Raw genomic sequence first — 24,755 nt, 5'->3', positions numbered from 1 at the left:
CTACTGTGAAAGCCGTGACGTACACCGCAGATGGTTCACGCTACGAGCAGATGCAATACCGCCGGACCGGCCGCAGCGGATTGAAGCTGCCGGCCGTCTCCCTCGGGCTCTGGCACAACTTCGGCCACGACCGGGCGTTCGACGGGCACCGGGCGCTGGCCCGCCGCGCCTTCGACCTGGGCATCACCCACTTCGATCTGGCCAACAACTACGGCCCGCCCTACGGCTCGGCCGAGGAGAACTTCGGCCGGATCATGGCCACCGACCTGCGCCCCTACCGCGACGAGCTCGTCATCTCCTCGAAGGCCGGCTACGACATGTGGCCGGGACCCTACGGCGACTGGGGCTCCCGCAAGTATCTGACCGCGAGCCTCGACCAGAGCCTCAAACGGCTGGGCCTGGACTACGTCGACATCTTCTACTCCCACCGCTTCGACCCCGAGACGCCGCTGGAAGAGACCATGGGCGCGCTCGACGCCGCGGTGCGCGCGGGCAAGGCGCTCTACGTCGGCGTCTCCTCCTACTCCCCGGAGAAGACGGCGCAGGCGGCGGAGATCCTGCGCGGGCTCGGTACCCCGGCCCTCATCCACCAGCCGTCCTACTCGATGCTGAACCGCTGGATCGAGGACGGCCTGCTCGACGTGCTCGACCGCGAGGGCATGGGCTGCATCACCTTCTCGCCGCTGGCCCAGGGCATGCTCACCGACCGCTACCTCAACGGCGTGCCGGCGGGCTCCCGGGCGAGCGAGAACAGCTCGCTGTCGGCCGACTTCCTCACCGAGGAGAACCTGGCCAAGGTCCGAGCCCTGCGCGACATCGCGGCGCAGCGCGGCCAGAGCCTGGCCCAGATGGCGCTCGCCTGGACGCTGCGCGACCCGCGGGTCACCTCGACGCTCATCGGGGTGAGCAGCATCGCCCAGCTGGAGGACAACGTCGCGGCCCTGGCCAACCTCGACTTCTCCGCCGAGGAGCTCGCCGCGATCGACCGGCACGCCACCGAGTCGGGCATCAACCTCTGGGCGAAATCCAGCGCCCACTGATGTCGATTTCGGGGCGGCCCGGTTCGTACAGCGGGTGGAAGTCGCTTCGTTCCGTCTGGAGGAGACCATGAAGCAGTACCTGCTGGCCGTCATCGAGCCGAGCGTCGGCGAGCCCCCGGCGCCCGCGGAGCTGCAGAAGATCATGGAGCGGGTCGCCGAGTTCGAGCGCAGCGCCAAGGAGGCCGGGGTCTGGGTGTTCAGCGGCGGTCTGCACCCGCCGTCGAGCGCGACCACGCTGCGGCCCAAGGGCGACGACGTGCTCGTCACCGACGGCCCCTTCGTCGAGGGCAAGGAGCACCTCGGCGGCTTCACGATCGTGCAGTGCGAGGACCTGGACGCGGCCCTCGAGTGGGGGCGCCGCTGCGCCGAGGCCACCACGCTCCCGATCGAGGTGCGGCCCTTCCGATGATGAGCGGGGCATCCCCGACGACCATCGAGCGGGTCTTCCGGGAGGAGTACGGCCGCGCCGTGTCGGTGCTGGTCCGCAGCTTCGGCGACCTCGACCTCGCCGAGGAGGCGGTCCAGGAGGCCTTCGCGGCGGCGGTGCAGCGCTGGTCGGAGGGGGTGCCCCCGAGTCCGGCCGGCTGGATCATCACGACCGCGCGCAACCACGCGATCGACCGGCTCCGGCGCGAGGCGCGCCGCGCGGAGAAGCATGCCGAGGCCGACTTGATCTACAACCTTCCCCCGGACGAGCCCGACGACCGTCTCCGGCTCATCTTCACCTGTTGCCATCCGGCGCTGGCCCGGCACGCGCAGGTGGCGCTCACGCTGCGGCTGCTCGGCGGTCTCACCACGACCGAGATCGCCCGGGCGCTGCTCGTGCCGGAGGCGACCCTGGCCCAGCGCATCGTGCGCGCCAAGAACAAGATCCGCGACGCCGGCATCCCCTACCGGGTGCCGCGCGCCGCCGATCTGCCCGACCGGCTGGCCGCGGTCCTCGCGGTGGTCTACCTGATCTTCAACGAGGGCTACGCGGCCAGCTCGGGCGACGGGCTCGTCCGCGACGACCTGTGCGCCGAGGCGATCCGGCTCGGGCGGATGCTGCGCGGCCTGATGCCGGACGAGCCCGAGGTCGCGGGGCTGCTGGCGCTCATGATCCTGGCCGCGGCCCGGCGCCCGGCCCGCGTCGACGAGGCCGGGGCCCTGGTGCCGCTGCCACACCAGGATCGCTCGCGGTGGGACCGGGTGGCGATCGCCGAGGGGCACCGCCTGGTGCGGGAGTGCCTGCGGCGCGATCGTCCGGGGCCCTATCAGCTCCAGGCGGCGATCAACGCGGTGCACACCGACGCATCCGAGGCCGAGGCGACCGACTGGGGCCAGATCGTCCAGCTCTACGACCAGCTCCTGACGGTCGCGCCGTCGCCGGTCGTCGCGCTCAACCGCGCCGTCGCGGTCGCGGAGGTGCAGGGCCCCGAGGCGGGCCTGCGGCTGACCGAGGGTCTCGACCTGCCCGGCTACCACGTGTTCCACGCGGTGCGGGCCGACCTGCTGCGGCGGGCCGGTCGTTCGTCCGAGGCGCAGAAGGCCTACGAGAAGGCGGCCGAGTTGGCCGGCAACAGTGCGGAGCGTGATTTTCTGCTGACGCAACGCTCGAACCTCCCTCCTGCTACCAACTGACCGCGCCGGCGCTCGACCATCTTGCCGCCGAGTGGGATGCTCGAAAGATGACCCATCCGGTGCTCGCCCAGTTGCTCGCGGTCGCGTTGATCGTCGCGATCTGTGCGCTGGCCGTCGTCGTCATCCCGATCAACCGCCGGGGCGCCCCCATCAGCGCCCGCACCCGGCCGGGTCGCCGCGACGATGAGCGCGGCTGGTACGGCTTCATCTACGCCAACCCCGACGACCCGAACCTGGTCGTCCCCAAGCGGCTCGGCCTGGGCTGGACGATCAACTTCGGCCACCGCCGCGCCTGGCAGACCGTCTTCGGGCTGCTCGCCTTCATCGCGCTGAGCATCGCCATCGGCACCGTCGCCGGCCACCAGGGCCGCTGACGATCGGTCCGCTCCGGGCCAATCCACACCCCGGCCGCAGGAATATGCCCGGCCGGTCGCTGACCGCCCGGATCCCGGCGATCCGGCCCTCCCGCATGGTCAATGATCCAGATCTGTTCCACCTCGCACGACCGGCCCGTGGGCTCCGGGATCCGCGGGTGAAGGCCCGTGTGCGGGCCGCGCAGAGAGACCGCGGGTCGGCCCGGCCTCACACCGGCGGGAGTATCGGAACCTGGCCACCCTGCGACGAGCCCCGGAGTGAGTATTCTTTTCGGCGGCCACAGCCTTCGAGAGGGAGTCGGAGTGAGCGAGACGCTGGAGTTCCAGGCCGAGACGCGGCAGCTGCTGCAGTTGATGGTCCATTCGATTTACTCGAACAAGGACATCTTCCTGCGCGAGCTGATCTCGAACGCCTCGGACGCGCTTGACAAACTGCGCCTGGAGTCCATGGTGAACAAGGAGCTGGAGGTCGACACCAGCGACCTGCACATCCAGCTCGAGATCGACAAGGACGAGCGGACGCTGACCGTTCGGGACAACGGCATCGGGATGTCCCACGACGATGTCGTCTCGCTCATCGGCACCATCGCCAAGTCCGGCACCGCGGAACTGCTCAAGCGGCTGCGGGAATCGCCCGAACAACAGCAGCGGGCGGAGCTCATCGGCCAGTTCGGCGTCGGTTTCTACTCGACGTTCATGGTCGCCGACAAGGTGACGCTCGTGACCCGCAAGGCCGGCGAGAGCCAGGGCACGCGCTGGGAGTCGGCGGGCGAGGGCACCTACGAGATCGAGTCGATCGAGGACGCGCCCCAGGGCACCAGCGTCACGCTGCACCTCAAGCCCGAGGACAGCGAGGACCAGCTCTTCGACTACACCGCGGAATGGAAGATCCGCGAGATCGTCAAGAAGTACTCGGACTTCATCGCCTGGCCGATCCGCCTGGCCGGGGCCGAGTCGGCGGCTGAGTCCGGCGCGCCGATGAACTCGATGAAGGCGCTCTGGGCCCGGCCGCGCAGCGAGGTGGCGGACGAGGAGTACAACGAGTTCTACAAGCACGTCAGCCACGACTGGACCGACCCGCTCGAGACCATTCACATGCGCGGCGAGGGCACCTTCGAATACGAGGCGCTGCTCTTCATCCCGGCCCGCGCCCCGTTCGACCTCTTCATGCGCGACGGGCACCGCGGCGTGCAGTTGTACGTCAAGCGCGTGTTCATCATGGACGATTGCGAGGCGCTCACCCCGCGGTACCTCCGATTCGTGAAGGGCGTCGTCGACGCGCACGATCTCTCGCTCAACATCTCCCGCGAGATCCTGCAGCAGGACCGCCAGATCCAGGCCGTCCGGCGCCGGCTCGTCAAGAAGGTCCTCTCCACCCTCAAGGACATGCCCGCGGAGCGGTACGCCACGTTCTGGAACGAGTTCGGCCGCGCGCTCAAGGAGGGCCTGCTCGACGACGCCGAGAACCGTGACACCCTGCTGGACCTGCTGCGCCTGCCGTCGACGCACTCGAAGGACGAGCCCACCTCGCTGCGCGAATACGTGGAGCGCATGAAGGAGGGCCAGAGCGACATCTACTACATGACCGGCGAGACCCGCGCGATGGTCGAGAACTCGCCGCACCTCGAGGCGTTCCTCGCCAAGGGTTACGAGGTGCTCATCCTCACCGACCCGGTCGACGAGGTGTGGGTCGAGCAGGTCACGCAGTACGACGGCAAGCAGCTGCAGTCCGTGGCCAAGGGCCAGGTCGACCTCGGCAGCGAGGAGATTCCCGCGGAGCGCAGTGAGGGCTTCGCGCCGCTGCTGCGGTGGCTCGGCGAGAAGCTCGAGGCGGACGTCAAGGAGGTGCGCCTCTCCACGCGCCTGACGACGTCGGCGGCCTGCATCGTCGGCGACGAGCACGACATCACGCCGACGCTCGAGAAGATGTATCGCGCGATGGGTCAGGAAATGCCGCACACCAAGCGCATTCTCGAGCTCAACCCCGACCACGCGCTCGTGTCCGGGCTCCGCGACTCGTTCGCGGCCGACGCCGAGGCGCCGGCGCTGGGCGAGACCGCGGAGCTGCTCTACGGCATGGCGCTGCTCGCCGAGGGCGGGGAGCTGGCCGACCCGTCGCGCTTCACCCGCCTGCTCGCCGACCGCCTGGCCCGATCGCTGTAGCGGCGACATCGCGATGAGCCTGCCCACACGGACCGCCGTCCTCGTCCTCGTCGACGGGGACGGCGCCGTGCTGGGCCGGCTTCCGGCGTTCGACGTGGAGATCCCGTACTGGCCCGAGGTCGAGGAGCTGGTCGAGGGGGCTCGGCGCTACGGGGCCGAGATCAGCGTGCTGCGGCTGCTGCACGCCGACCGGCCCCACCCGCCCGGGGGCGTCGTGACCTACCTCGCCCAGCTGGAGCGCGGGACCCCCGAGCTCGAACCGACGTCGTTCCGCCCGCTGCCGCACGAACGCCGGGCGCCCTTCGCGGAGGTGGGCGGGCCGGCGGCGTCGATCGCCTGGGCGCGGGACGCGCTCGAGGCGGCTGGATACGGTACCCCCGAAGCGACCCGGCAGCGAAAGACCTGGAATCTCTCGGCGCTGTGGCGGCTGGAGACGGCGTGGGGAACGGTCTGGCTCAAGCACCTGCCGCCGTTCCTGCGGACCGAGCACGAGGTGCTGGCGTGGCTCGGCGCGGTCGCGCCCGGGGTCGCGCCGCCGCTGATCGCCGCCGACGGGACCGGCCGCGAGCTGCTCGGGCACCTGCCGGGCGAGGACGGTTTCGGCGCCCCGTTCGCGGCCCGCGTCGCCATGGCGGACCAGCTGCACGGCCTGCAGCAGCGGGCGCTCGACGACGTCGAGGCGCTGTCCGAGCGGGGCGTGCGGGACCGCCGCGGATCGCTGCTGTGGGAGCAGATCGAGGCGGTCACGGAGCCCTGGCTGGTCGACATCCTCGGGCTCGGCGCGCTGCTGGAGAGCCTGCCGGACCGCCTCGCCGCGGTGGAGGCGTGCGGCCTGCCCGAGACCCTCGTGCACGGGGACTTCCACGCGGGCAACGTTCGTTTCGCGGCATCCGTACTGCCGGTCATCCTCGACTGGGGCGACGCGTTCCTCGGTCATCCGGCGTTCGACGTGCTCAGGCTCCGTGAGGGGCTGCCTGCCGGGGAGGCGGACGCGCTGGTCGAGCACTGGGCCGGGCTCTGGCGGCAGGTCGCGCCGGGCAGCGACCCGGCCCGGGCGGCCCGCCTGCTGGAGCCGGTGGCCGCGCTCCTCGGCGCCGTCGTCTACGCGACGTTCGTCCAGAACATCGAGCCGAGTGAATGGCCGTACCACGCCGACGACGTCCCGGCCTGCCTGCGAAGGGCCGTCGAACTGGCCTGACGCGTTTTTGTCGTACCCATGCGATACAACATCCAGCGTCAGGGATCACCCCCAAACGCTGGAGGTAGATGGTCTTGAGCGTCGAAACGCGCTCGACGGCGGTGGTCATACCGCCCGTGCAGCCCCGCAAGCTGGCCAAGGTGCCGTTCGTCGAACTCGCCGACGGCCGCCTGCAGGGCGTGGTGTCGAGCGGATCGGACATCGAGCGGGTCTACGTCTCCTCGATCGGCGCCGGCTCCCACGGCCTGAGCTGCAGCACCAACAACAACCGGCCCTGCGGTGGCCTGCGCGGCGACAGCCCGTGCAAGCACCTGGTCGCCCTGCTCGACGAGGCCCAGCTGCAATACGGCCGCGAGCGCGTCGCGCGCTACCTGCGCATCGAGGTCGACGACGCCACCCCGCTGGTCCGCGGGCTCAAGGCGCGCCACGAGCCGACCCCGGCCGCGACCGTGTTCAGCGGCTTCCTGCGGCACCTGGCCTACCTGGAGCTGCCCGGCAGCGACGAGCCCATCCCGGAGCTGCACTGGTTCCCGTCCGTCGCCCCGGCCGGGGAGCGCTGATGCTGTCCACACTCTTCACCGACGCCGGCCCGGACACCGGGATCGCCGCGGCGCTCGAGACCGCCGGCGCGGTCGACGACGGCCTGCTGCACGGCTTCGCCCGCATCGACGAGGACCGGGCCGCGGCGCTCGCCGCGCTGGCCGGGGCGTTCTCCGGCAGCCCGCTGCGCGAGTCGGTCGCCGAGGCCGTCGACAAGATCGTGGCCGGTTCCGTCGCCGACGACCACCTCTTCGCCCTCGCCGCCGCGAGGATCGCGCTCTTCGGCTCGGTCCACGACGCCCTGCTCGCCCGGGCCGACGCGGCGCTGGGGCGCTCGCGGGCCGACTGGCACGGCGAGCGGCAGGACGGGGACCGACCGGCCGCGGCCGCCACCCCCGTGCTCGGCGGCGCCCGGTCATGGCTGCGCGAGCTCGCGATCACCGGCTGGCGGGGCGTCGACCACGACCTCGTCGCCGCGGCCGGCCAGGCGACCGAGGCCGCGCTCGGCGACCCGGGGCTGCGCCGCCTCGCCGTCCTGCTCGACGGGCTCGCGGCGGAGCTGCGGGCCGGCAGCCCGATCGCGACGATGGACCCGGTGCCCCTGCGGCGCTGGGCCGACCTGTGGAGCCGCGCGCTGCTGCTGGCCCGCGAGTCGCGGCGGTCCGCGCCGGCCGAGACGGTGACCGGACGGCTCTACGTCCTCGGCACCGACGTCCACGAGCACCCGACCGCGGTGCAGGTGCAGGTCCACGGCGTGCTGGAGGTCACCGGCGCACCCACCCGGCTGGTGCGCGCGAGCGTCTCCGCGGCGAAGGTCGACACGATCGTCGGCCCGGCGATCTGGCGCCTGCTGGCCGGCCACCCGATGCTGCTCACCGCGCTCGCCGAGCACCGCGCGCTCGACCTCACCGACATGCCGCTGCTGGCCGGCGGCGACCTGATCTGGCGCGACGCGCAGGCCCGGCCCGGCGACCCGGCCGACCCCTTCACCACCGCCCGGGTGCACCTCGGCGCCGCGCTCGCCCCGGCCACCCCGCCGCTGGAGCGCCACCCGGTCCGCATCGCCGAGCCGGTGCTCGTCGAGGACCTCGCCGCCGTCACCCTCGACACGACCCGGCTGCCGGCCTGCGGGCCGCTGACCCCGGCGGCCGTCTCCGCCGCGACCGCGGCCATCGGGCTGCTGCGCTGGGACGACGGCGCCTGGACGGTGCAGCCGCTCGGCGTGCAGGCCACGGTGAAGAAGAAGCCGGTCGGCGTGCACACCGGCGACTGGGCGCTCGGCCCCGCGGACGCGAAGGCGGCCAAGTCGGCCGGCGAGGCGGTCGAGGTGCTGCGCGAGCGGGCCGGAAGGTTGCTGCGCAAATGACGACCGCCGACGAGAACCGGCGCCAGGTCCTCTACTGGCGCATGCTCGGGCGGCTCTTCGAGGCCGACGAGCAGATGTCCCTGGAGTCCGCCAGCGTCGCGATCGTCGACGACATCGGCCTCCCGCCGGCGCTGCTCGACCCGGGCGTCACGGTCGACAACCTCGTCCAGCGCCACCCGGAGCTGGCCGCCGAGTTCGAGGGCCTGATGGCCCCGGCGCCCGGCGGCGACCAGGAGGGCGACGGGGCCGCGGTGCGCCGGGCGGCGCTGGTGTCCAAGCTGCTCATCAACGTCTTCAACACCGGGCACGGCAACGTCAGCGCGGCCCAGCTGAGCAACTGGCAGGCCGACGCCGGGTGGTTCGAGAAGGCGCTCGGCATGGCCCCGGGCGAGCTGCGCGGGCGGCCCAGCGCCGGCGGCCTCGCGGGCGTGCTCGGCGGCATCGAGGGCGACCTGGTCAAGCGGATGCACCTGCGGGAGGTGCTGGCCAACCCGGCCCTGGCCAAGCAGCTGACCCCGAGCATGTCGCTCATCGAGCAGCTGCTGCGGGACAAGAGCAACCTGTCGGGGGTCGCGCTGGCCAACGCCAAGGCGCTGATCCGCCGGTTCGTCGACGAGGTGGCCGCGGTGCTGCGCACCCAGGTGCAGCAGAGCAGCGTCGGCGAGATCGACCGGTCGGTGCCGCCCAAGCGGGTCTACCGCAACCTCGACATCGAGCGCACGATCTGGAAGAACCTGACGAACTGGAGCCCCGAGGACGAGCGGCTCTACGTCGACAAGCTCTTCTACAAGCAGACCGCCAAGCGCACCACCCCGGCGCGGCTGATCGTGGTCGTCGACCAGTCCGGCTCGATGGTCAACGCGATGGTCAACTGCACCATCCTCGCCTCGATCTTCGCGGGCCTGCCGAAGGTGGACGTGCACCTCATCGCCTACGACACCCGGGCGCTGGACCTCACGCCGTGGGTGCACGACCCGTTCGAGGTGCTGCTGCGCACCAAGCTCGGCGGCGGCAACGACGGGCCGGTCGCGATGGCGATGGCCCAGCCGAAGATCAGCGATCCGCGCAACACGGTGATGGTCTGGATCTCGGACTTCTACGAGTTCGACCGGTCCCAGCCGCTGTTCGACATGATCCAGGCGGTGCACCGCTCCGGCGTCAAGTTCATCCCGATCGGCTCCGTGAGCAGCGGCGGCGAGCAGAGCGTCAACCCCTGGTTCCGCCAGCGCTTCAAGGACCTCGGCACCCCCGTGCTGTCCGGGCACGTCCGCAAGCTCATTTCCGAACTCAAGAGCTTCCTGGCCTAGGAGACCCTCATGACTGACATGCTTCGCGCCCCCGCCGAGGTCAAATACGCCGAAGAGCTCGACTGGCTCGAGTCGATCGACGACGGCCCCAAGCCCTTCTCGTGGCGGCTCAGCCCGCGCATGGTCCGGCTGTTCGTCCTGGGCTCCGAACGCGCCGACGGGCTCGACCGCGAGATCTCCCAGAAGTGGTTCGGCGACCGCAGCTTCGTCGAGCGCAGCATCGTGACGCTGGCCTCCGACCGCGGCCTGCTGCTCATCGGCGACCCGGGCACCGGCAAGAGCTGGCTCGCCGAGCTGCTCGCGGCCGCGATCTCGCGCAACTCGACGCTGGTGGTGCAGGGCACGGCGGGCACGACCGAGGACCACATCAAGTATTCCTGGAACGTCTCGATGGTCATCGCCAAGGGGCAGTCGCGGGCCTCGATGATCCCGTCGCCGATCATGACCGCGATGGAGAAGGGTGTCATCGGGCGGTTCGAGGAGCTGACCCGCTCGACGAGCGACGTGCAGGACGCGCTGATCTCGATCCTGTCCGAGAAGTACGTCTCGATTCCCGAGCTCGACGACGACAACATCGTCTTCGCCCAGCCCGGCTTCTCCATCATCGCCACCGCCAACAGCCGCGACCGGGGCGTCAACGACCTGTCCTCGGCGCTCAAGCGGCGGTTCAACTTCGTGCGCATCCCGGTGGTGACGAACAAGAAGAGCGAGGCGGAGATCGTGCGCTTCCGCACCACCGAGCTGCTGCGCCGGCACGAGATCGAGCTCGACGTGCCGCCCAACCTGCTCGACATCCTGCTGCAGAGCTTCGCCGACCTGCGGGCAGCGGCCGCCTCGGCGACCAGCGACGACGAGAAGCTCGAGTCGGCGCTGTCGACCGCCGAGCAGATCGGCGTGCTGGAGGACGCGATCCTGCACAGCACGTTCTTCGGCGACCGCAGCCTGCGGGCCGAGACGCTGGCCGGGTCGCTGGTCGGTTCACTGGCCCGGCGCAGCCCCGAGGACCTGGCGATCCTGAACAAGTACTGGCACGGGGTCGTCGAGCCGCGCAGCAAGGAGGACGGCGGGGAGTGGCCGGCGTTCCTCGAGGGCGGCCGTCAGGCGATCGCCACCCTGTCATGACCGCGACCCAGCCGTTCGACGCGCTCCGGTCCCAGCTGGTGGAGGCGGCCACGGCCTTCGCCGAGGGGCCGGACGTGGTCCCGGAGATCCTCGCCGGGATCGTCGACGACGTCGACCGGGCGCTGCGCGAGGAGCTGGAGATCTTCCCGGTCTGCCACCACTCGCCGGCGTCCGGGCTGGCGATGGTCCGCCGCCTGCGCGAGAAGCAGCCGAAGGTCATCTACCTGGAGCTGTGCGAGGACCTCGGCCCGCTGCTGACCGAGCTGCGCAACTGCCGGCTGCCGGTGGCGCTGCAGGCGTTCGCGTCGCAGCTGGACGGGTTCCCGCAGGAGTGGGGGCCGCTGAGCATCGTCGCGCCGATCACCGAGGCGTCGGCGGAGTATCAGGCGATCGCCTACGCGCTGGAGACGCCCAGCGTGGAGCTCGTGCTCGTCGACCGCTCCACCGACCATGTCTTCCAGTGGCAGTCGCGCGAGGAGCACGACACGCCGCCGGCCGAGGGCGGCGAGGAGTCCGAGGACACCGACCTGCACGGCGACGCGGTTGGCATCGAGATCGGCGACCTGCGGCCGCGCTTCGCCGAGCTGGAGCGGCACCTGCTGCACCACGGCAAGGTGCGGCACTGGTCGGAGTGGTGGGACCAATACGTCGAGCAGCCCCTGGCCGGGGCCGACTACGCCACCTACCGGCAGGTCATGGTGCTCATCGGCAGCCTGTTCCGGCGGCTCTCCCCGCCGGACCCGGGGCGGGTCAAGGTCGACGAGGACCGGGAGCGGTACATGTGGACGCGCATGCGCGAGCACCTGGCGCGCACCGGCGTCGACCGGGCCGACTGCCTGTACGTCTGCGGCGCCTTCCACGCGGCGAGCCGGGTCGAGGAGTTCGGCACCGCCGAGGGGGTGCCCGACTTCGACATCAGCCCGCGCACGGCCACGAAGTGGCTCTACGGGCTGATCCCGTCGAGCCATTCGGCGATCGAGGCGCAGTTCGGCCTCGCCTCGGGCTCGGTCTCCATCGCCGCGGCGACCTGGCAGAAGTCGATCACGCGAGCCCGGCTCACGCCGTTTCAGCTCGAGGGCCAGAAGGGCAGCCGCAAGCGCAAGGCGGTCGCGGCCGGCACCGCGGCGGCCGACGAGCCGGTGGCCGACCGGCTCACCGGGTTCCTCGCCAGCCCGCCGACGCTCGACGCGCTCGACGAGGAGGAGCTGCTCGGCTGGTGCGTCGACATCGTGCGGCTCGCCCGGCGCAACGGCTACCTGTCCAGCACCGCCGACGCGATCGCCGTGTTCGAGACGTCGATCCTGCTGGCGGGCATGCGCAACCGGGCGCGGCCGACGCCGTACGACTTCCAGGACGCCGCGGTCACGTGCATCGAGAAGGACGTGGTGCCGGGGCGGCGCGACGTGCGGCGGCTCTGCGAGATCCTGCTCGGCGGCGACCGGGTCGGGCAGGTCGGCTACGAGGCGCTGCCGCCGCTGGCCCAGGACGTCTACGACCGGCTCGCCCCGATCGGGCTGGACCTGACCCGCTCGACGGTCCAGCGGGCGCTGCTCGACCTGGCCGGGCGGCCCGAGCTCGGGCCCGCCTCGCATCTGTTGTGGATGCTGCGGTATCTCCTGCCGGAGGGGGCCGTCCGGCCGATCATGGGCACCCGGCGCCTGGGCGAGAAGTCGATCCAGGAGAGCTGGGACCTCGCGATCGGCAAGCACCAGCGGTACATCATCGAGCTGGGCTACGAGGGCGTGACCGTCGAGCAGGTGGTCGAGCAGCGGCTGCGCCGAGCGGTGTGGGCGCCCGACGCCACGGCCGCGGTGGCGCTGCGGGCGGTCGAGGACTCGATCCTGTTCCTCGGCAGCCGCCGCTTCACCGACGAGCTCGGCGCCCGGGCGGTGGAGCTGCTCGCGGCCGAGCGCACCGTGGACGAGGCCCCGGAGGTGCTCAAGCGCATCCGGCGGCTGCTGGCCCACTACCGCGCGACCGAGCCGGCGCTGCCGGCCTGGGCGGAGTCGTTCGTCACCGCGGGCTACGCGCACTACTGCACCCTGCTGCCGACCGCGTTCGTCGACGACGAGACCGGGGTCCGGCAGGTCGCGGCGATGCTCGGCTTCCTGTTCACCATGGAGAGCCTGGCGCTGGCGCTCGGGTGCGACCGGGCGCAGCTGGAGATCGCCGTGCGGCAGTCGCACCCGGAGAGTCCGGCGAAGGTGGCGCTGCTGTGGTCGGCCCACCACCAGCTCGGTCTGCTGCCGCTGGCCGACCTGCGGGCGCGCGGGGCCGAGCTGCTGGCCAACCCGCTGGTGGTGCCGTCGGTGCCGCAATACCTGAGCGGCTTCATCCAGGCGCTGGACCCGGCGCCGAAGCTGACGCCGTTCGTGGTCGAGTTCATGTCGAACGCGTTCGCGAAGCTGCCCGACCCGGTGCTGCTGCCGTGGCTGCCGACGCTCATCACCACGCTGCGCGACCAGGCGGGCGAGCTGGTGCCGGTGCTCATCCGCGAGGCGGGGCGGACGTTCCCGGCCGGTCTCGCGGCGGTGGACGCGTTCGTGCCGCCGTGGCGGGCCGCGCGAGGACCGGCCCCGGTGGCGGCCGCGGCTCCCGCGACCGGGCCGGTCGTGGGGTTCCTGGCCGCGCACCCGGTCACGACGGACGCGCTGGCCTCGGCCCTCGGGCTACCGGTAACCTGGCAGCCCGCCACGGCGGCGGCCGCCGGTGGCGACGGGCCGCCGGCGCTGCTGTCCGAGCATCCCGCGACGGCCGACGCGTTGGCCGCTCTGCTCGCCGCTCCGGTCTAGGCCGTACCGGGGCGGCGCGCCGGGCCCTCGATGACCGCAACGGTCGTCGAGGGCCCGGCCCCTTGCCGGGTGCTCGTAGCGTGGGTGCATGGACGCGTCCGTGTTCGTCGTCGGAGGCGTGTGCGTCGCGCTGGCGTTCACGCTGATGGTCGTCGCGGTCGTCGTGTCGCGGCGGCGGGAACGGCAGCGGCGCGAGCTGCTCGAGGTCTGGGCGGTGCGCAACCGCTGGCAGTACGTGCCGCGGCCGCCGGCGGACTGGTGGCGACGGCTGCCGGGGCGCAACCCGCGCGGCGTCTCGCTGGCGCTCAGCGGCACGGTCGGCGGACGGCCGGTCTCGGTGGGCGAGTACTCGTACACCACGACGAGCACGACCTCGGGCGCCGACGGCACGACGTCGACCAGCAGTCAGACGCATCACTTCGTGGTCTGGGTGGTGCGCGTGCGGGGATCGTGGCCGGCGGTCTCGGTGCACCGGCGCGGGGCGATGTCCCGGTTCGGGCGGTCGCTGTTCGGGGACCGCTCGACGGCGCTGGGCTACGAGCCGTTCGACAGCGCGTTCCGGATCTCGGCGGAGCGGCCCGAGATGGTGCGGGACCTGTTCGGCCGGGACCTGGTCGCCGAGCAGCTGTCGGGTTGGCTGCCGGACTGGAGCCTCTTCGGTGACGAGCTCATGGTCGTGCAGAGCGGGCGGCTGGGCGAACCGGACGGGATTCCCGCCCGGTTCGGGCCGCTCGTGCGCGTCGCCGATCTCATCGAGGCGCCGCGGTAGTTCGCCTTACAGCTGGCGCAGGAACTCGGCCAGCGTGATCGTGGGCCGGCCGATGAGCCGGCTGAGGTCGCCGGTCACCACGTCGAGCGCGCCCTTCGCGATGGCCGCGTCCGAGTGCGCGAGCACGTCGGCGAACGCGCTCGGCACGCCGAAGCCCTCGAGCGCCTTGGCGTAGTCCGCGACGGGCAGGTCCTGGTACGCGACGGGCTTGCCGAAGCGCTGCGCGACCGCCTCGGCGAATTCGCTCATCGTGAAGGCCTGGTCGCCGCCGAGCTCGTAGATCTTGTTCTCGTGGCCCTCGGTGCGCGCGACCACGGCGGTCGCCGCGGCGTAGTCGGCCCTGGTCGCGGCGGCGATGCGGCCGTCGCCGGCGGAGCCGATGACCACGCCGTGCTCGACGGTGCCGGCCAGGTTGCCGGTGTAGTTCTCGAAGTACCAGTTGTTGCGCAGGAACGTGTACGGGATGCCGCTGTCCTTGAGGAGGGCCTCGGTCGTCTTGTGCTCGGGCGCGATCGGGATCGGGCTGGTGTCGGCGTGCGTGATGCTCGTGTAGACGATCCGCCCGACCTTGGCCTCGACGGCCGCCTCGATGACGGCGCGGTGCTGCGCCTCGCGCCGGCCGACCTCGCTCGCGGAGATGAAGACGAGCGTGTCGGTGCCCGCGAACGCGCTCGCCAGGGTCTCCGGGCGGTCGTAGTCGCCGAGGCGGGCCTCGACGCCCTCGATCGCCTCCGGTCGGCGGGCGACGGCGCGGACGTCGTATCCCTTCAGCTCGGTCAGGATCAGCTGTCCCAGGTGCCCGGTCGCGCCGGTTACGGTGATGGTCATTTCCAGATAGTAGGCACTAACTTTTAGAAAGTGCAACCCGTTCGGTTATCGTAGTGACATGTCCCTCGACCCGTTGGTGTTCGACGTCTTCGCGCGCAACTGCACGTCGCGGCCCGTCATGGAGACCGTCGCCGGCCGGTGGGGAATCCTGACCCTCGCCGCGCTGCACGAGGGCACGCACCGCTTCAACGAGCTGCGCCGGCGGGTCGACGGAGTGAGCGAGAAGATGCTGTCGCAGACGCTCCACGCGCTGGTGCGCGACGGGCTGGTCGTGCGGGAGGTGCACAGCGCGATCCCGCCCCGGGTCGAGTACAGCCTGACCGACTCCGGGACGAGGATCGCCGCCAAGCTCGTCGAGCTCATCGAGCTGGTCGAGGCCGAGATGCCGCAGATCACCCTCGCCCAGGAGCGCTACGACGCCGGTGAGGATCCCGCCTAGGCGCGCATCACCGTCGCGATGGGGATGCGGGCCGCTCGCAGGGCCGGGATCGAGCCGCCCAGGATGCCGGCGATCAGGCCCGCGATCACGCCCGCCACCCCGGCCTGCCAGGGGAAGGAGACGTCCCGCAGCTGCGGGATCCGGTCGCCCAGGACCTGCGTGGCCACGCTGACGCCCGCCGCGGCCGTGCCGATCGCCGCGCCCGCCGTCAGCAACCCGGTCAGGAGCGTCTCGGCCAGGACGATGCCGGCCAGGAGGATGCGCGGGGTGCCGACCGCCCGGCGCAGGGCGAACTCCTCGACCCGCTCGCCCACCGTCGCCAGGCCCACGTTGAGGATGCCGGCCACGCCGATCAGCAGCACCAGGCCCGCCATCGCCAGGAAGATCGCGTTGAGGATGGCCAGCTCCTGCTCGAAGTCCTTGCGGGCGTTGCGCTCGTCGACGTGGAGGGACTCGCGGGGCACGCCGGCGGCGATCAGCTTGCGGGTCAGCAGCGCCTCCAGCTCGCCGTTGCCGGGCGCGAAGCTCACCTCCAGCGACGGGCCCGAGATCATCATCGCGGCCTTGGGGTCCGCGGGGGTGGGCGGGGCGGCCGTGGCCGCGGGCAGCCAGTTGTCGATCTCGTCGGCCCGCGCGTAGGCGGTCGGCTGGGAGCTGCCGTCGTCGACCACGCCGATGATGCGCGGGGTCGGGTTGGCGGTGGCGCCGTCCAGGCGCATCTCCGCCGGGACGCGGTACTTCGCGAAGCCGACCGCGGCCGCCTTGTTGATCACCAGGCGGGGCGAGTACGAGGGCTCGCCCGAGAAGTCGAGGAACGTCCCCGCCACCGGGCGGAAGGGGCGGAACTGGCGGACGTCGTTGACCAGCGCGACGAGCTGCACCTCGATCGCCGCGCCCTTGGGCAGCGCGGCCGAGGCGTTCACGGGGACCGGGCGGCAGGCGCCCGTGTCGTCGCACTGCATCTCGAACCTGGTCTCCGGGCCGTACACCTCGCCGCCATCCATCTGGTCCAGGTGCTCGAACGGCATCGCGCCCGGGTTGATCGGGCGGACCCGGGGCTCGCCGATGATGGCCCGCAGGCCGTAGGTCGCCGCGGCGCCGGGGCGGCCCGCGATCGTCTCCTTGGTGATCTTCGTGGCGTCGCCGAACGGCTGGACGTACATGACCCGGGTGCCGTCCCGGCCCTGCTGCAGCTCCACGTCGGCGAGCCGCAGGGTGCGCACGGTCTCCGCCCCCGCCTGCACCGTGACGACCGCGAGCACCCCGAGGAAGAGCGAGATCATGGACAGGAACGTGCGCATCTTGCGCGCGCGGATGCCCTGGAACCCGATGATGAGCGCGGACCGGAACCGCCCCGAGAGCCGCATCATGCGACGGCCCCGAGCACGCCGTCGGACAGGCGCAGGACCCGCTGCATCTTCGCCGCGTGGGTCTGGTCGTGGGTGACCAGGATGAGCCCGCAGCCGCGATCGGTGGCCGCGCGCATCACCTCGATCACGAGGTTGCCGGTCTCGGTGTCCAGCGCGCCGGTGGGCTCGTCGGCCAGGAGCAGCCGCGGCCGGCGCACCAGCGCCCGCGCGATCGCGACCCGCTGCTGCTCGCCGCCGGAGAGGCGCGCGGGCCGGTTCTTGGCCAGGTGCGCGATGCCGACCAGCTCGAGCGCCTCCATGGTGCGGGCGCGCCGCTTGCGCCGCGGCAGCCAGCCCTGGCCGTTCACCAGCGCCATGGCCACGTTCTGCGCCGCGGTGAGGTGCTTGAGCAGGAAGAAGCGCTGGAAGACGAAGCCGAACTCGGCGCTGCGCAGCGCGGCCGCCCGGCGCTCGGAGATGCGGGCCAGGTCGCGGCCGCCCATCAGGTAGGTGCCCGAGTCCGGTCGGTCGAAGAGCCCGATGAGGCTCAGCAGCGTGCTCTTGCCCGAGCCCGAGCGCCCGAGGATCGCCACGCTCTCGCCCTCGTCCACGGTGAGGTCGACCCCGTCGAGGATGGTGCGCGGCTGGGACTGTCCCTTGAGCGTCTTGGTGATGCCGGAAAGTTCGATGATCACTTCCCGGCCCCCTGGCCGCCGCTCTTGGCGTCGGGGATGTTGGGGCCGGGCACCGCGACGGTCTCGGCCTCGGTGATCCCGCTCTTGATCTCGATGACCTTGCCGTCCGTGAGCCCGAGCGTCACCTCGCGGATCTCGCGCGACTGGTCGGCCTTGACCACCTCGACCTTGCCCTTGCCCTGCGAGCCGGCGACCGCCTCCACCGGCAGCACCAGCACGCCGGACGCCTTCGCGGTGACGATCTCCACGGTGGCGGCCGCGCCGTTGATGAGCTTCGCGTCGGCCGGGCCGGTGCACACCAGCCGCATCCCGGTCGCCTCCGACGGCTGCTGCGTCTGCCCCTGGGTGGGCTGGACGACGGGGGCCGCGCTCGGGTTCGCGTTGGCCGCGGGCGCCTTGGGCTCGGGGATCGTCCCGCCCGGCAGCGCGGCGAGCGTGCCGAGCACGGCGCACGGGAACGGGCCGGGGCCGCTCTTGATCTGCGCGGTGACGGACTGCAGCGAGTCGGTCACCTGGTAGGCCTGGGCGCCGTCGATGTCGGCGACGATCCCGTAGCCGCCCTGGCGTGCCGAGACGATCGGCATGCCCGCGGTCACCTTGGCCCGGTCGTCGACGAGCCGTCCGGCGAACGTCGCGCCAGCCGGGACCTCGACCGCGGTCGCCTTCCCGCCGGCCCAGATGTTGGCCACCTTGGTCGGCTTGGTGGGCGTGCCGGTCGGCGCCTTCACGTCGAGGAACCGCACCTCGCCGTCGATCGGCGCGACGAGCCCGAAGGTCGGGTTGAGCGCGACCTTCCCCCCGAGGCTCACCTTGTTCGTGAGGTCCTGGCGGCTCGGCTTCGCGGTGGTCACCGCGGTGCCGCGATCGGCCAGGCCCGGGGGCGGCGACTCGCGCGCCCCGGACGCGGTGCACCCGGCCAGTAGGCCGAGCACCGCTAGTACAGGTAGGAACCCTCGCATCCGGCAACCCCCGGCTCATCGAAGTAGGGCACAGGCTAACCGCCATTGGTATGACGCCGTTGCCCCATTCGGGGGATGCACGCAATCGGCCCCATCCCCCGAAACGGGGGATGGGGCCGGTGGAGCGAGGGTCAGACCTTGTAGGTGAAGGTCGCGCCCGCCGCGGCGGCGCTGGTGCCACCCGGCGTCGTCACCTGCACGGTCGTCGCGCCGGCCGCGTGCGGCGGCAGGACGATGCGCAGCTGGGTGTCGGAGACCTTGGTGAAGCTGACCGTGGCGCCGTTGACGGTCACCCTGGTCGCGCCGCCGAGGTTGGCGCCGGCGAGCGTGACGGTGGTCGAGACCTTGGTGCCGCCCGAGCTCGGCAGGAGCGAGGCGACCGACGGCGCGGCCGGGGCCACGTAGGTGAACGGCAGGGCCGTCGCCTCGTAGCTGCCACCCGCGTTGGTGAGCTTCAGGGTGACCTTGCCGGCCGCGTGGATCGGCATCGTCACCTTGATCTGGGTGTCCGAGGCCTTGGTGAAGGCGAGGTTCACCCCGCCCGCGGTGACGGACTTGAGCGTGCCGAAGCCGGTGCCGGTGACCGTGACGGGCGTGGCCGCGTAGGTCGGGCCGGTGCTGGTGCTCAGCGAGGCCACGGTCGGGGCTGCCGGGGCGACCAGCGTGAGCCGGCCGGCCGGGACGACCGTGCTGACACCGTACGGCGTGGTGACGGTGACGTCGTAGCCGCCCGCCGCGAGCTTGGCCGGGACCGGGAACGTCAGCGTGGTCGGCGCGGCGACCTTGAAGCCGGCGACCGCGGAGTTGCCGAGCTTGACCCCGGTGGCCCCGGAGAGGTCCGTGCCGGTGACGGTGATGACGTCGCCGCCCGCGGTCGAGGCCGAGGTCGCCGAGAGCTTGGTGACGGCCGGGGCCGGCGGGAGGTACGTGTACTTGGCCAGGGCGTTGAGCGCGCTGGTGCCGGTCGGGTTGGTCACGGTCACGTCGACGCTGCCCTTGGCGTGCGCCGGGGTGGTCGCGACGAGCGTGGTGATGCCGTTCGCCTCGGCCCTGGTGAACGCCGCGTCGACGCCGCCGAACTTCACCGCGGTCGCGGCCGAGAGGTTGGCGCCGCTGACGACGACCTTGGTGCCGCCGGCGACCGGGCCGCGGACCACGGACAGCGAGGTGACCGCCGGGGCCGGGACGACCGCCTTCTCCGGGGAGCGCAGGCCGCTGACGGTGTACGCCGCCTGCACGTCGGTGGTGACGAACGACCACGAGAGGTGCGCGTCGCCGCTCGCGCCCCAGTTGGTGCCCCACTGGTTGCGGATCCACACGCCGTCGGCGTCGTACGCGTACGCCGTGATCATGTGCCCGCCGAGGCTGGTGCCGGTGAGCGTGTTGTAGAGGGAGTTGCCCTTGAGGTACATGAAGTCCTTGAAGACCGGCATGCCGATCGCGACCGGCGAGCCCGCGGCGATGGCCGTCTTGATCGCGGTCTTGGCCTTGTCGCCCTGCTTGTCACCGACCCACAGCGCGTTCCAGCCGGAGAGCTTGTAGTTGGCCGCGTTGGCGACCTCGGCCGCGGTCGGGGCCGTCTGGTAGCCGTAGACGCCCTGGACGTAGTCGTCCTGGGTGTCGACGCCGTAGGTGGCCGCCTCCTGGAGGGCCCGGTCGGGGTTGAGGCCGGCATTGGGCGCGCCGCCCTTGGCGACCGAGCGCATGTAGAGGTACAGCGGGGCGTAGGGGGCGCCCGTGCCGCCGTCGCGCTTGGCGTAGTACCCCATGATCGAGTGGGCGATCGTCCACGCGACGCACGAGGAGATCTGGCCCTGGTCGCCGACGGGGGGAAGGTTGGCGACGAGGGAGGCGCTGTCCGGCAGCGCGTCCTGCGCGCGGAAGGCGGGGACGCTTGCGTTGACCCGGGTCGTGGGGGCCGCGAAGCCTCCGACGGCATGGGGCAGCGCGGTCGTGTCGGCCAGCGCGGGCGACGCGCCGGCGAGCAGCGAGCCGCCCGCCGCCAGCGCGAGGCCCAGGGCCGAGGTGAGAAGGCGCATCCGTGCTCCTAACGGGGGATTGGTGACCGCGATACGCCGTAGATCGGCGTGCCCGGGGCCGCCCTTCGTTCGAGCAGGGATGCATCAGGGTGCAGAAGAGTTTTGCTCGGGTCCGCGGGACTGGCTGACCGTCGCTCCCGCCAGGAATCCCGACGTCCGTGGTGCGAAAACGGCCGGCTCCTTCGGAGCCGGCCGTCCTCAGAGCACGTTCACGGTGCCCAGGGCGCGTCGACGGACCAGGTGGTGTCCTCGACGAACAGCCCCGCCGCGTCGTACGGGTTCGGCCCGCCCGGCGTGGCCAGCCACAGCTCCGCGTTGTAGTGCCGCAGGTACTGCCCCGGGAAGTTCCAGGCCGTCAGCCGGACGCCCCCGTTGCCCTGCTGCGCGCAGAACGTCGCGTCGGCCTTGAACAGCGCCGAGTTGTCGTTGGCGTCCTTGCGCACCCGGAACGCCTGGTGCCGCAGGTACTGCCCCGGGTAGTTGCGCGACTCGAACGAGTAGCACGACGAGTCCGCGAGGCCGGGCACCACGCGCCAGGTCGCGTCCTGCTTGAGCAGCGCCGCGCTGTTGGCGTCGACCACGTCGGTGTAGCCGAGGCCGTCGCGGTGGCGCGCGTACCGGTTCGTGCAGCAGGCCGTCGTCGCGCGCAGCGACTTGTAGACGCCCGTCTGCAGCGTGGCCGAGCCGACGGGGCTGGCCGAGGCGTTGATGAGCGCCTGGTTGCTGGCCCGCAGCCGGGCCGCGTCCACCTTCACCACCTGCCGGTCGTAGGTGAGCAGGCCGTTGCTCTCGTTCTCCACGTCGGTGATCTCGGTGTAGACCGAGGCGGAGAGCCCCTGCGGCATGCCGCCGGTGCGGATCTGCTCGTAGAGCCCGTTGAGGCGGTCGTTGAGCCGGGCCGCGCTGGGCTGGTCCTCGTAGGAGAAGCCGTTGCCGGGCGACCACTCGTGGCCCGAGACCCGCAGGCCCAGGCCGCCGAACTCGCCGAGGACCGCGGCGCGGGTGCCGGACGGGCGGGTCGCGCCCGGGCCGACGTAGATGTGGTTGTCGAGCACGTCACCGTTGCCGCCGTCGACCGAGCCGCAGCAGTTGATCCCGCTCATGTTGTCGACCAGGCGCGACGGGTCGTAGGCCTTCACGTCGCTCGCGATGCGGGCCTGGTCGTACTGCCCCCAGCCCTCGTTCTCGTCGACCCACATGACCAGCGCGGGGGAGCTGCGGTGCTGGTCGATGATGCGGTGGTACTCGGCCTCCCACTGGGTGCGCGCCGCCGTGTCCGGGTTCTTGCCGGTCGGCATGGCCGGCATGTCCTGCCACACGAGCAGGCCGAGCTGGTCGGCGGCGTAGAACCAGCGCTGCGGCTCCACCTTGATGTGCTTGCGGACCATGTTGAAGCCCAGGTCCTTGTGCGCCTGCAGGTCCGAGCGCAGCGCGGCGTCGGTCGGGGCGGTGTAGATGCCGTCCGGCCAGTAGCCCTGGTCGAGGGTGCCGCTCTGGAACACGAACTGGCCGTTGAGCAGGATGCGCAGCTTGCCGTTGACAGTGCCGATCGAGATCGAGCGCATGCCCGCGTAGCTGCCGACCGAGTCGACGACCGCCGCGCCGCTCTTCAGCTCGACCTTCACGTCGTAGAGGAACGGGTCGTTCGGGGTCCACCGGTGCGCGTTGGGGACCGGGACGCTGAACGCCGAGCCGGCGCTGCCGTTCGCGGTGCCGACCGTCGTGCCGCCCGACGACACGGTGGCGGTCACCGTCTGCCCGGACAGGCCCGTGCCGAACGCGGTCACCGAGAGCGTGTTGTTGCTCAGGTTCGGCACCAGGTCGACCCGGGTGATGCGGGCCGTCGGCGTCGGCTCCAGCCACACGGTCTGCCAGATGCCCGAGGCGCCGGTGTAGAAGATCCCGCCGCCCGCGTGCGGCAGCACGTCGTTGCGCCGCTGCTTGCCGACGGCCTGGCTGCCGGCGTCGGTCGGGTCGTACACCCCGACGACGATCGTGTTCGTCCCGCCGCCCAGCAGCGGGGTGATGTCGTAGGTGAAGGCGTCGTAGCCGCCGCTGTGCACCGCGCCCGCCTGGGTGCCGTTGACCCAGACCGTGGTCTGGAAGTCCACGGCGCCGAAGTTGAGCTGGACGCGCTGGCCCGACCAGCCCGCGGGGACGGTGAAGGTGCGGCGGTACCACATCCGGTCGTTCTCGGTGATCTTGCGCTGGATGCCGGACAGCGCCGACTCGACCGGGAACGGGACCCGGATCTGCTCGCCGAACGTGCCCGGCGGGGTCGTCTGCCCGCTGCCGGTGACGGCGAAGTCCCAGATGCCGTTCAGGTTCTGCCAGTTCGCCCGGGTCATCTGCGGCCGCGGGTATTCGGGCAGCGGGTTGGTGGTCGGCACCGAGTTGGTCCACGGCGTCGTCATGGGCGGGGTCTTGGGGGTCCAGGCGCTGGCCGGCTGCGCGGAGGCGACCAGTAGGCCGGCGGTGGCGACGAGCGGGGCGAGCGCGAGCGCGACCCGTCTGGAGAGCTGCATGCGAACACTCCTCGAGGCAACGGTGGCGGCCGTAGCCGGTCCGCGAGGGCTCTCATACACCCTCACGGACCAACACATCCACTCATATTCCAACGAGAAGTGTCAACGTCTACCGATACGTATTACTGGGCGGTTGTGCATCGCTCCCAGGGCCCGATCGCGTCCCGATCGGCGATCAGCGGGCCGGCGCCATTGTTCTCCGCCGCCTGCAGGCTGACGATGCCGTCCGGGTTGCGGATCGGCCTGAACGTCTCCCAGCTGCCCGCCCTTGTCTGTGTAGGAGGCGTCGTCGGAGGCGGGGATGGGGATCGCGGCGGCGGCCGGGGCATCGGACACGACGGCCACGGTGGATCCGCCGAGGACGAGCGACGCCGCGGTGGGCAGCCGTCGCCATCGGCGCGGGAATGGTGCCATGTGCGGGGGTGTCCTTCCTGAGCTGCGGGGTTCGGCCAGCCAAGACGCGCGCCGACCGCGCTTGCGCACTTGTGGGCCGCTGGCGGGGGCGCCGACCCTTCGCGTCAAACGGTTCGTTGTGAGGGCTGACTAGCCATCGACCTCGCTGGCAGCGCTCAATGTCGATGCACCTTCTGAAAAAAGAACCCCGCGGGTTTGTCGTTATGAAACCGTGACAATCGCCGGAATCGGTCACGTGTGGTAGCGGTCACAGTGGGCTTCTGTCCGATTTGATGGCGTAGGCCGCGCGTCGCTCCGCGGAAAGCCGCCCGGAACCGACTACGGAGCGTATGAATTTCCGAACTGCAGGGTTACCCGTCGGTAACGAGCGCTCTTGTACCCGCGCGAGGTACCCGGCAACATCGTCGGCACGCCCCGACCCCGGCCCCTGGACCCCCCGCCCGGCAGCGTCCAGAGACCGGCCCCGAAAGGCGCGATGCGAGCGCCCGCACAGCAGGAGCGCCGCACCACCAGCACCCCGCGACAAGAGGAGCCCTACGTGTCCGTAGCTCAGGGCAGCGCGGCGACGGGCCGCACGCGATGGAAGCGGTTCGCGACCGTCGTCGTGCCGGCCAGCTTCATCGCCGGCGCCATCGTGTTCGGCCAGGCGACCGGCGCCATCGCCGCGTCGTTCAACGTGTCCGGCAGTCAGTTCAAGGTCTCCGCCGACCGGCTGGAGGGGACCGGCTTCGTGCAGTACGGCGGCATGGCCACGGAGAAGGGCGGCAACGCCTCGAACCCGGCCGACCCGAAGAACCACCCCGTCGCCGTCTCCGGCATCGCGAAGGCCAAGCTCTACAACCTCTGCCAGTCGGTGAAGGTGCCCGGTCTGCCGGTGACCATGGTCATCCACGCGGGCAAGGACGCCAAGAACCCGGCCGAGGCCACCGACCTGCTGATCGACCTGACGTCGCTGAAGGGTGACGCCACGTTCGACAACATCCAGATCGGCATCGACGCCTCCGACCTCACCAAGGGCGGCGCGAACGCCAAGGGCCTCCAGGGCGGCTTCGCCCAGCAGGCCGACGGCGTCGTCATCACCAACCTCAAGCAGGTCGCCTGGTCGACCACCGCCGGCACGTTCAAGCTGAGCGGCCTCGACCTCGGCATCTCGACGGGCGCCAACGCCGAAGAGTGCTTCTAGCAGCTCCACCAGGGCCCGCGGGGTGATGCCCCG

General features: G+C 71.6%; 20 protein-coding genes. 14 read left to right on the top strand and 6 right to left on the bottom strand.

Annotation, left to right across the window (positions count from 1 at the left end):
* The first annotated feature begins 50 nt into the window (after positions 1–50).
* The 12 genes from mgrA (at position 51) to ACQP2P_RS43995 (ending at position 14,291) form a co-directional block, all read left to right on the top strand.
* Entirely contained in the window at positions 51–1,040 is a 990-nt protein-coding gene (mgrA, locus tag ACQP2P_RS44050) for an L-glyceraldehyde 3-phosphate reductase (protein WP_433619527.1), read from the top strand.
* A gap of 67 nt (positions 1,041–1,107) precedes the next feature.
* The gene (locus ACQP2P_RS44045; RefSeq protein WP_433611361.1) at positions 1,108–1,449 is read left to right on the top strand and encodes a YciI family protein; all 342 of its coding nucleotides are present in this window, start codon (positions 1,108–1,110) and stop codon (positions 1,447–1,449) included.
* A complete protein-coding gene (locus ACQP2P_RS44040; RefSeq protein ID WP_433611359.1) occupies positions 1,446–2,660 on the top strand; it encodes an RNA polymerase sigma factor in 1,215 nt (404 codons plus the stop codon). The genes ACQP2P_RS44045 and ACQP2P_RS44040 overlap by 4 nt, the downstream gene beginning before the upstream one ends.
* Before the next feature lie 47 nt (positions 2,661–2,707).
* Positions 2,708–3,034 (top strand): DUF5808 domain-containing protein, encoded by a 327-nt coding sequence (locus ACQP2P_RS44035; protein WP_433611357.1) that lies wholly within the window; start codon positions 2,708–2,710, stop codon positions 3,032–3,034.
* 354 nt (positions 3,035–3,388) lie between these two features.
* The gene (gene htpG, locus ACQP2P_RS44030; RefSeq protein ID WP_433619526.1) at positions 3,389–5,197 is read left to right on the top strand and encodes a molecular chaperone HtpG; all 1,809 of its coding nucleotides are present in this window, start codon (positions 3,389–3,391) and stop codon (positions 5,195–5,197) included.
* A gap of 13 nt (positions 5,198–5,210) precedes the next feature.
* Positions 5,211–6,395: an aminoglycoside phosphotransferase family protein gene (locus tag ACQP2P_RS44025; RefSeq protein WP_433611355.1), complete on the top strand. Its 1,185-nt coding sequence runs from the start codon at positions 5,211–5,213 to the stop codon at positions 6,393–6,395.
* A gap of 68 nt (positions 6,396–6,463) precedes the next feature.
* On the top strand, positions 6,464–6,955 hold the full coding sequence (locus tag ACQP2P_RS44020; protein ID WP_433611353.1) for a hypothetical protein: 492 nt from the start codon (positions 6,464–6,466) through the stop codon (positions 6,953–6,955).
* Positions 6,955–8,301 (top strand): hypothetical protein, encoded by a 1,347-nt coding sequence (locus ACQP2P_RS44015; RefSeq protein ID WP_433611351.1) that lies wholly within the window; start codon positions 6,955–6,957, stop codon positions 8,299–8,301. Before ACQP2P_RS44020 ends, ACQP2P_RS44015 begins: the two co-directional genes overlap by 1 nt.
* Positions 8,298–9,608, top strand: coding sequence for a vWA domain-containing protein (locus tag ACQP2P_RS44010; protein WP_433611349.1), 1,311 nt, complete (start codon positions 8,298–8,300; stop codon positions 9,606–9,608). The genes ACQP2P_RS44015 and ACQP2P_RS44010 overlap by 4 nt, the downstream gene beginning before the upstream one ends.
* Positions 9,609–9,617: 9 nt before the next feature.
* On the top strand, positions 9,618–10,730 hold the full coding sequence (locus tag ACQP2P_RS44005; RefSeq protein ID WP_433081194.1) for an ATP-binding protein: 1,113 nt from the start codon (positions 9,618–9,620) through the stop codon (positions 10,728–10,730).
* A complete protein-coding gene (locus tag ACQP2P_RS44000; RefSeq protein ID WP_433611347.1) occupies positions 10,727–13,522 on the top strand; it encodes a hypothetical protein in 2,796 nt (931 codons plus the stop codon). The genes ACQP2P_RS44005 and ACQP2P_RS44000 overlap by 4 nt, the downstream gene beginning before the upstream one ends.
* 88 nt (positions 13,523–13,610) lie before the next feature.
* Positions 13,611–14,291: a hypothetical protein gene (locus tag ACQP2P_RS43995; RefSeq protein ID WP_433611345.1), complete on the top strand. Its 681-nt coding sequence runs from the start codon at positions 13,611–13,613 to the stop codon at positions 14,289–14,291.
* Positions 14,292–14,297: 6 nt separating this feature from the next.
* Here ACQP2P_RS43995 and ACQP2P_RS43990 read toward each other — a convergent pair whose 3' ends face one another.
* Positions 14,298–15,119 carry an SDR family oxidoreductase gene (locus ACQP2P_RS43990; protein ID WP_433611343.1) on the bottom strand — a complete coding sequence of 274 codons (822 nt, stop codon included), beginning with the start codon at positions 15,117–15,119 and terminating at the stop codon, positions 14,298–14,300.
* A 58-nt stretch (positions 15,120–15,177) separates the two neighbouring features.
* Here ACQP2P_RS43990 and ACQP2P_RS43985 point away from each other — a divergent pair, with 58 nt between their 5' ends.
* Entirely contained in the window at positions 15,178–15,558 is a 381-nt protein-coding gene (locus tag ACQP2P_RS43985; protein ID WP_433611341.1) for a winged helix-turn-helix transcriptional regulator, read from the top strand.
* On the opposite strand, the gene ACQP2P_RS43980 is transcribed toward ACQP2P_RS43985, so the two are convergent.
* From ACQP2P_RS43980 to ACQP2P_RS43960, 5 genes are all read right to left on the bottom strand, one after another.
* Positions 15,555–16,928, bottom strand: a complete 1,374-nt coding sequence (locus ACQP2P_RS43980) for an FtsX-like permease family protein (protein ID WP_433611339.1) — start codon at positions 16,926–16,928, stop codon at positions 15,555–15,557. The genes ACQP2P_RS43985 and ACQP2P_RS43980 overlap by 4 nt on opposite strands.
* On the bottom strand, positions 16,925–17,602 hold the full coding sequence (locus tag ACQP2P_RS43975) for an ABC transporter ATP-binding protein (protein ID WP_433611337.1): 678 nt from the start codon (positions 17,600–17,602) through the stop codon (positions 16,925–16,927). The genes ACQP2P_RS43980 and ACQP2P_RS43975 overlap by 4 nt, the downstream gene beginning before the upstream one ends.
* The gene (locus tag ACQP2P_RS43970) at positions 17,599–18,534 is read right to left on the bottom strand and encodes an efflux RND transporter periplasmic adaptor subunit (protein WP_433611335.1); all 936 of its coding nucleotides are present in this window, start codon (positions 18,532–18,534) and stop codon (positions 17,599–17,601) included. Before ACQP2P_RS43970 ends, ACQP2P_RS43975 begins: the two co-directional genes overlap by 4 nt.
* A gap of 158 nt (positions 18,535–18,692) precedes the next feature.
* The gene (locus tag ACQP2P_RS43965; RefSeq protein WP_433611333.1) at positions 18,693–20,600 is read right to left on the bottom strand and encodes an IPT/TIG domain-containing protein; all 1,908 of its coding nucleotides are present in this window, start codon (positions 20,598–20,600) and stop codon (positions 18,693–18,695) included.
* 209 nt (positions 20,601–20,809) lie between these two features.
* A complete protein-coding gene (locus ACQP2P_RS43960; RefSeq protein ID WP_433611331.1) occupies positions 20,810–23,125 on the bottom strand; it encodes an AbfB domain-containing protein in 2,316 nt (771 codons plus the stop codon).
* A 952-nt stretch (positions 23,126–24,077) separates the two neighbouring features.
* Here ACQP2P_RS43960 and ACQP2P_RS43955 point away from each other — a divergent pair.
* Positions 24,078–24,722 carry a DUF6230 family protein gene (locus ACQP2P_RS43955; protein ID WP_433611329.1) on the top strand — a complete coding sequence of 215 codons (645 nt, stop codon included), beginning with the start codon at positions 24,078–24,080 and terminating at the stop codon, positions 24,720–24,722.
* The last annotated feature ends 33 nt before the right edge of the window (positions 24,723–24,755 follow it).

This window comes from Dactylosporangium sp. CA-139114 (assembly GCF_050955725.1).
GTDB lineage: Bacteria > Actinomycetota > Actinomycetes > Mycobacteriales > Micromonosporaceae > Dactylosporangium.
This window is presented reverse-complemented; position numbering and strand designations above follow the sequence as displayed.

Coding starts and splice junctions, on each gene's coding strand:
- mgrA (WP_433619527.1), top strand. CDS start 51: ATGCAATACCGCCGGACCGGCCGCAGCGGATTGAAGCTGCCGGCCGTC.
- ACQP2P_RS43960 (WP_433611331.1), bottom strand. CDS start 23,125: ATGCAGCTCTCCAGACGGGTCGCGCTCGCGCTCGCCCCGCTCGTCGCC.
- ACQP2P_RS44035 (WP_433611357.1), top strand. CDS start 2,708: ATGACCCATCCGGTGCTCGCCCAGTTGCTCGCGGTCGCGTTGATCGTC.
- ACQP2P_RS43995 (WP_433611345.1), top strand. CDS start 13,611: ATGGACGCGTCCGTGTTCGTCGTCGGAGGCGTGTGCGTCGCGCTGGCG.
- ACQP2P_RS44000 (WP_433611347.1), top strand. CDS start 10,727: ATGACCGCGACCCAGCCGTTCGACGCGCTCCGGTCCCAGCTGGTGGAG.
- ACQP2P_RS44025 (WP_433611355.1), top strand. CDS start 5,211: ATGAGCCTGCCCACACGGACCGCCGTCCTCGTCCTCGTCGACGGGGAC.
- ACQP2P_RS43965 (WP_433611333.1), bottom strand. CDS start 20,600: ATGCGCCTTCTCACCTCGGCCCTGGGCCTCGCGCTGGCGGCGGGCGGC.
- ACQP2P_RS44045 (WP_433611361.1), top strand. CDS start 1,108: ATGAAGCAGTACCTGCTGGCCGTCATCGAGCCGAGCGTCGGCGAGCCC.
- ACQP2P_RS44040 (WP_433611359.1), top strand. CDS start 1,446: ATGATGAGCGGGGCATCCCCGACGACCATCGAGCGGGTCTTCCGGGAG.
- htpG (WP_433619526.1), top strand. CDS start 3,389: ATGGTCCATTCGATTTACTCGAACAAGGACATCTTCCTGCGCGAGCTG.
- ACQP2P_RS43985 (WP_433611341.1), top strand. CDS start 15,178: ATGTCCCTCGACCCGTTGGTGTTCGACGTCTTCGCGCGCAACTGCACG.
- ACQP2P_RS44005 (WP_433081194.1), top strand. CDS start 9,618: ATGACTGACATGCTTCGCGCCCCCGCCGAGGTCAAATACGCCGAAGAG.
- ACQP2P_RS43990 (WP_433611343.1), bottom strand. CDS start 15,119: ATGACCATCACCGTAACCGGCGCGACCGGGCACCTGGGACAGCTGATC.
- ACQP2P_RS44015 (WP_433611351.1), top strand. CDS start 6,955: ATGCTGTCCACACTCTTCACCGACGCCGGCCCGGACACCGGGATCGCC.
- ACQP2P_RS43980 (WP_433611339.1), bottom strand. CDS start 16,928: ATGATGCGGCTCTCGGGGCGGTTCCGGTCCGCGCTCATCATCGGGTTC.
- ACQP2P_RS44020 (WP_433611353.1), top strand. CDS start 6,464: ATGGTCTTGAGCGTCGAAACGCGCTCGACGGCGGTGGTCATACCGCCC.
- ACQP2P_RS44010 (WP_433611349.1), top strand. CDS start 8,298: ATGACGACCGCCGACGAGAACCGGCGCCAGGTCCTCTACTGGCGCATG.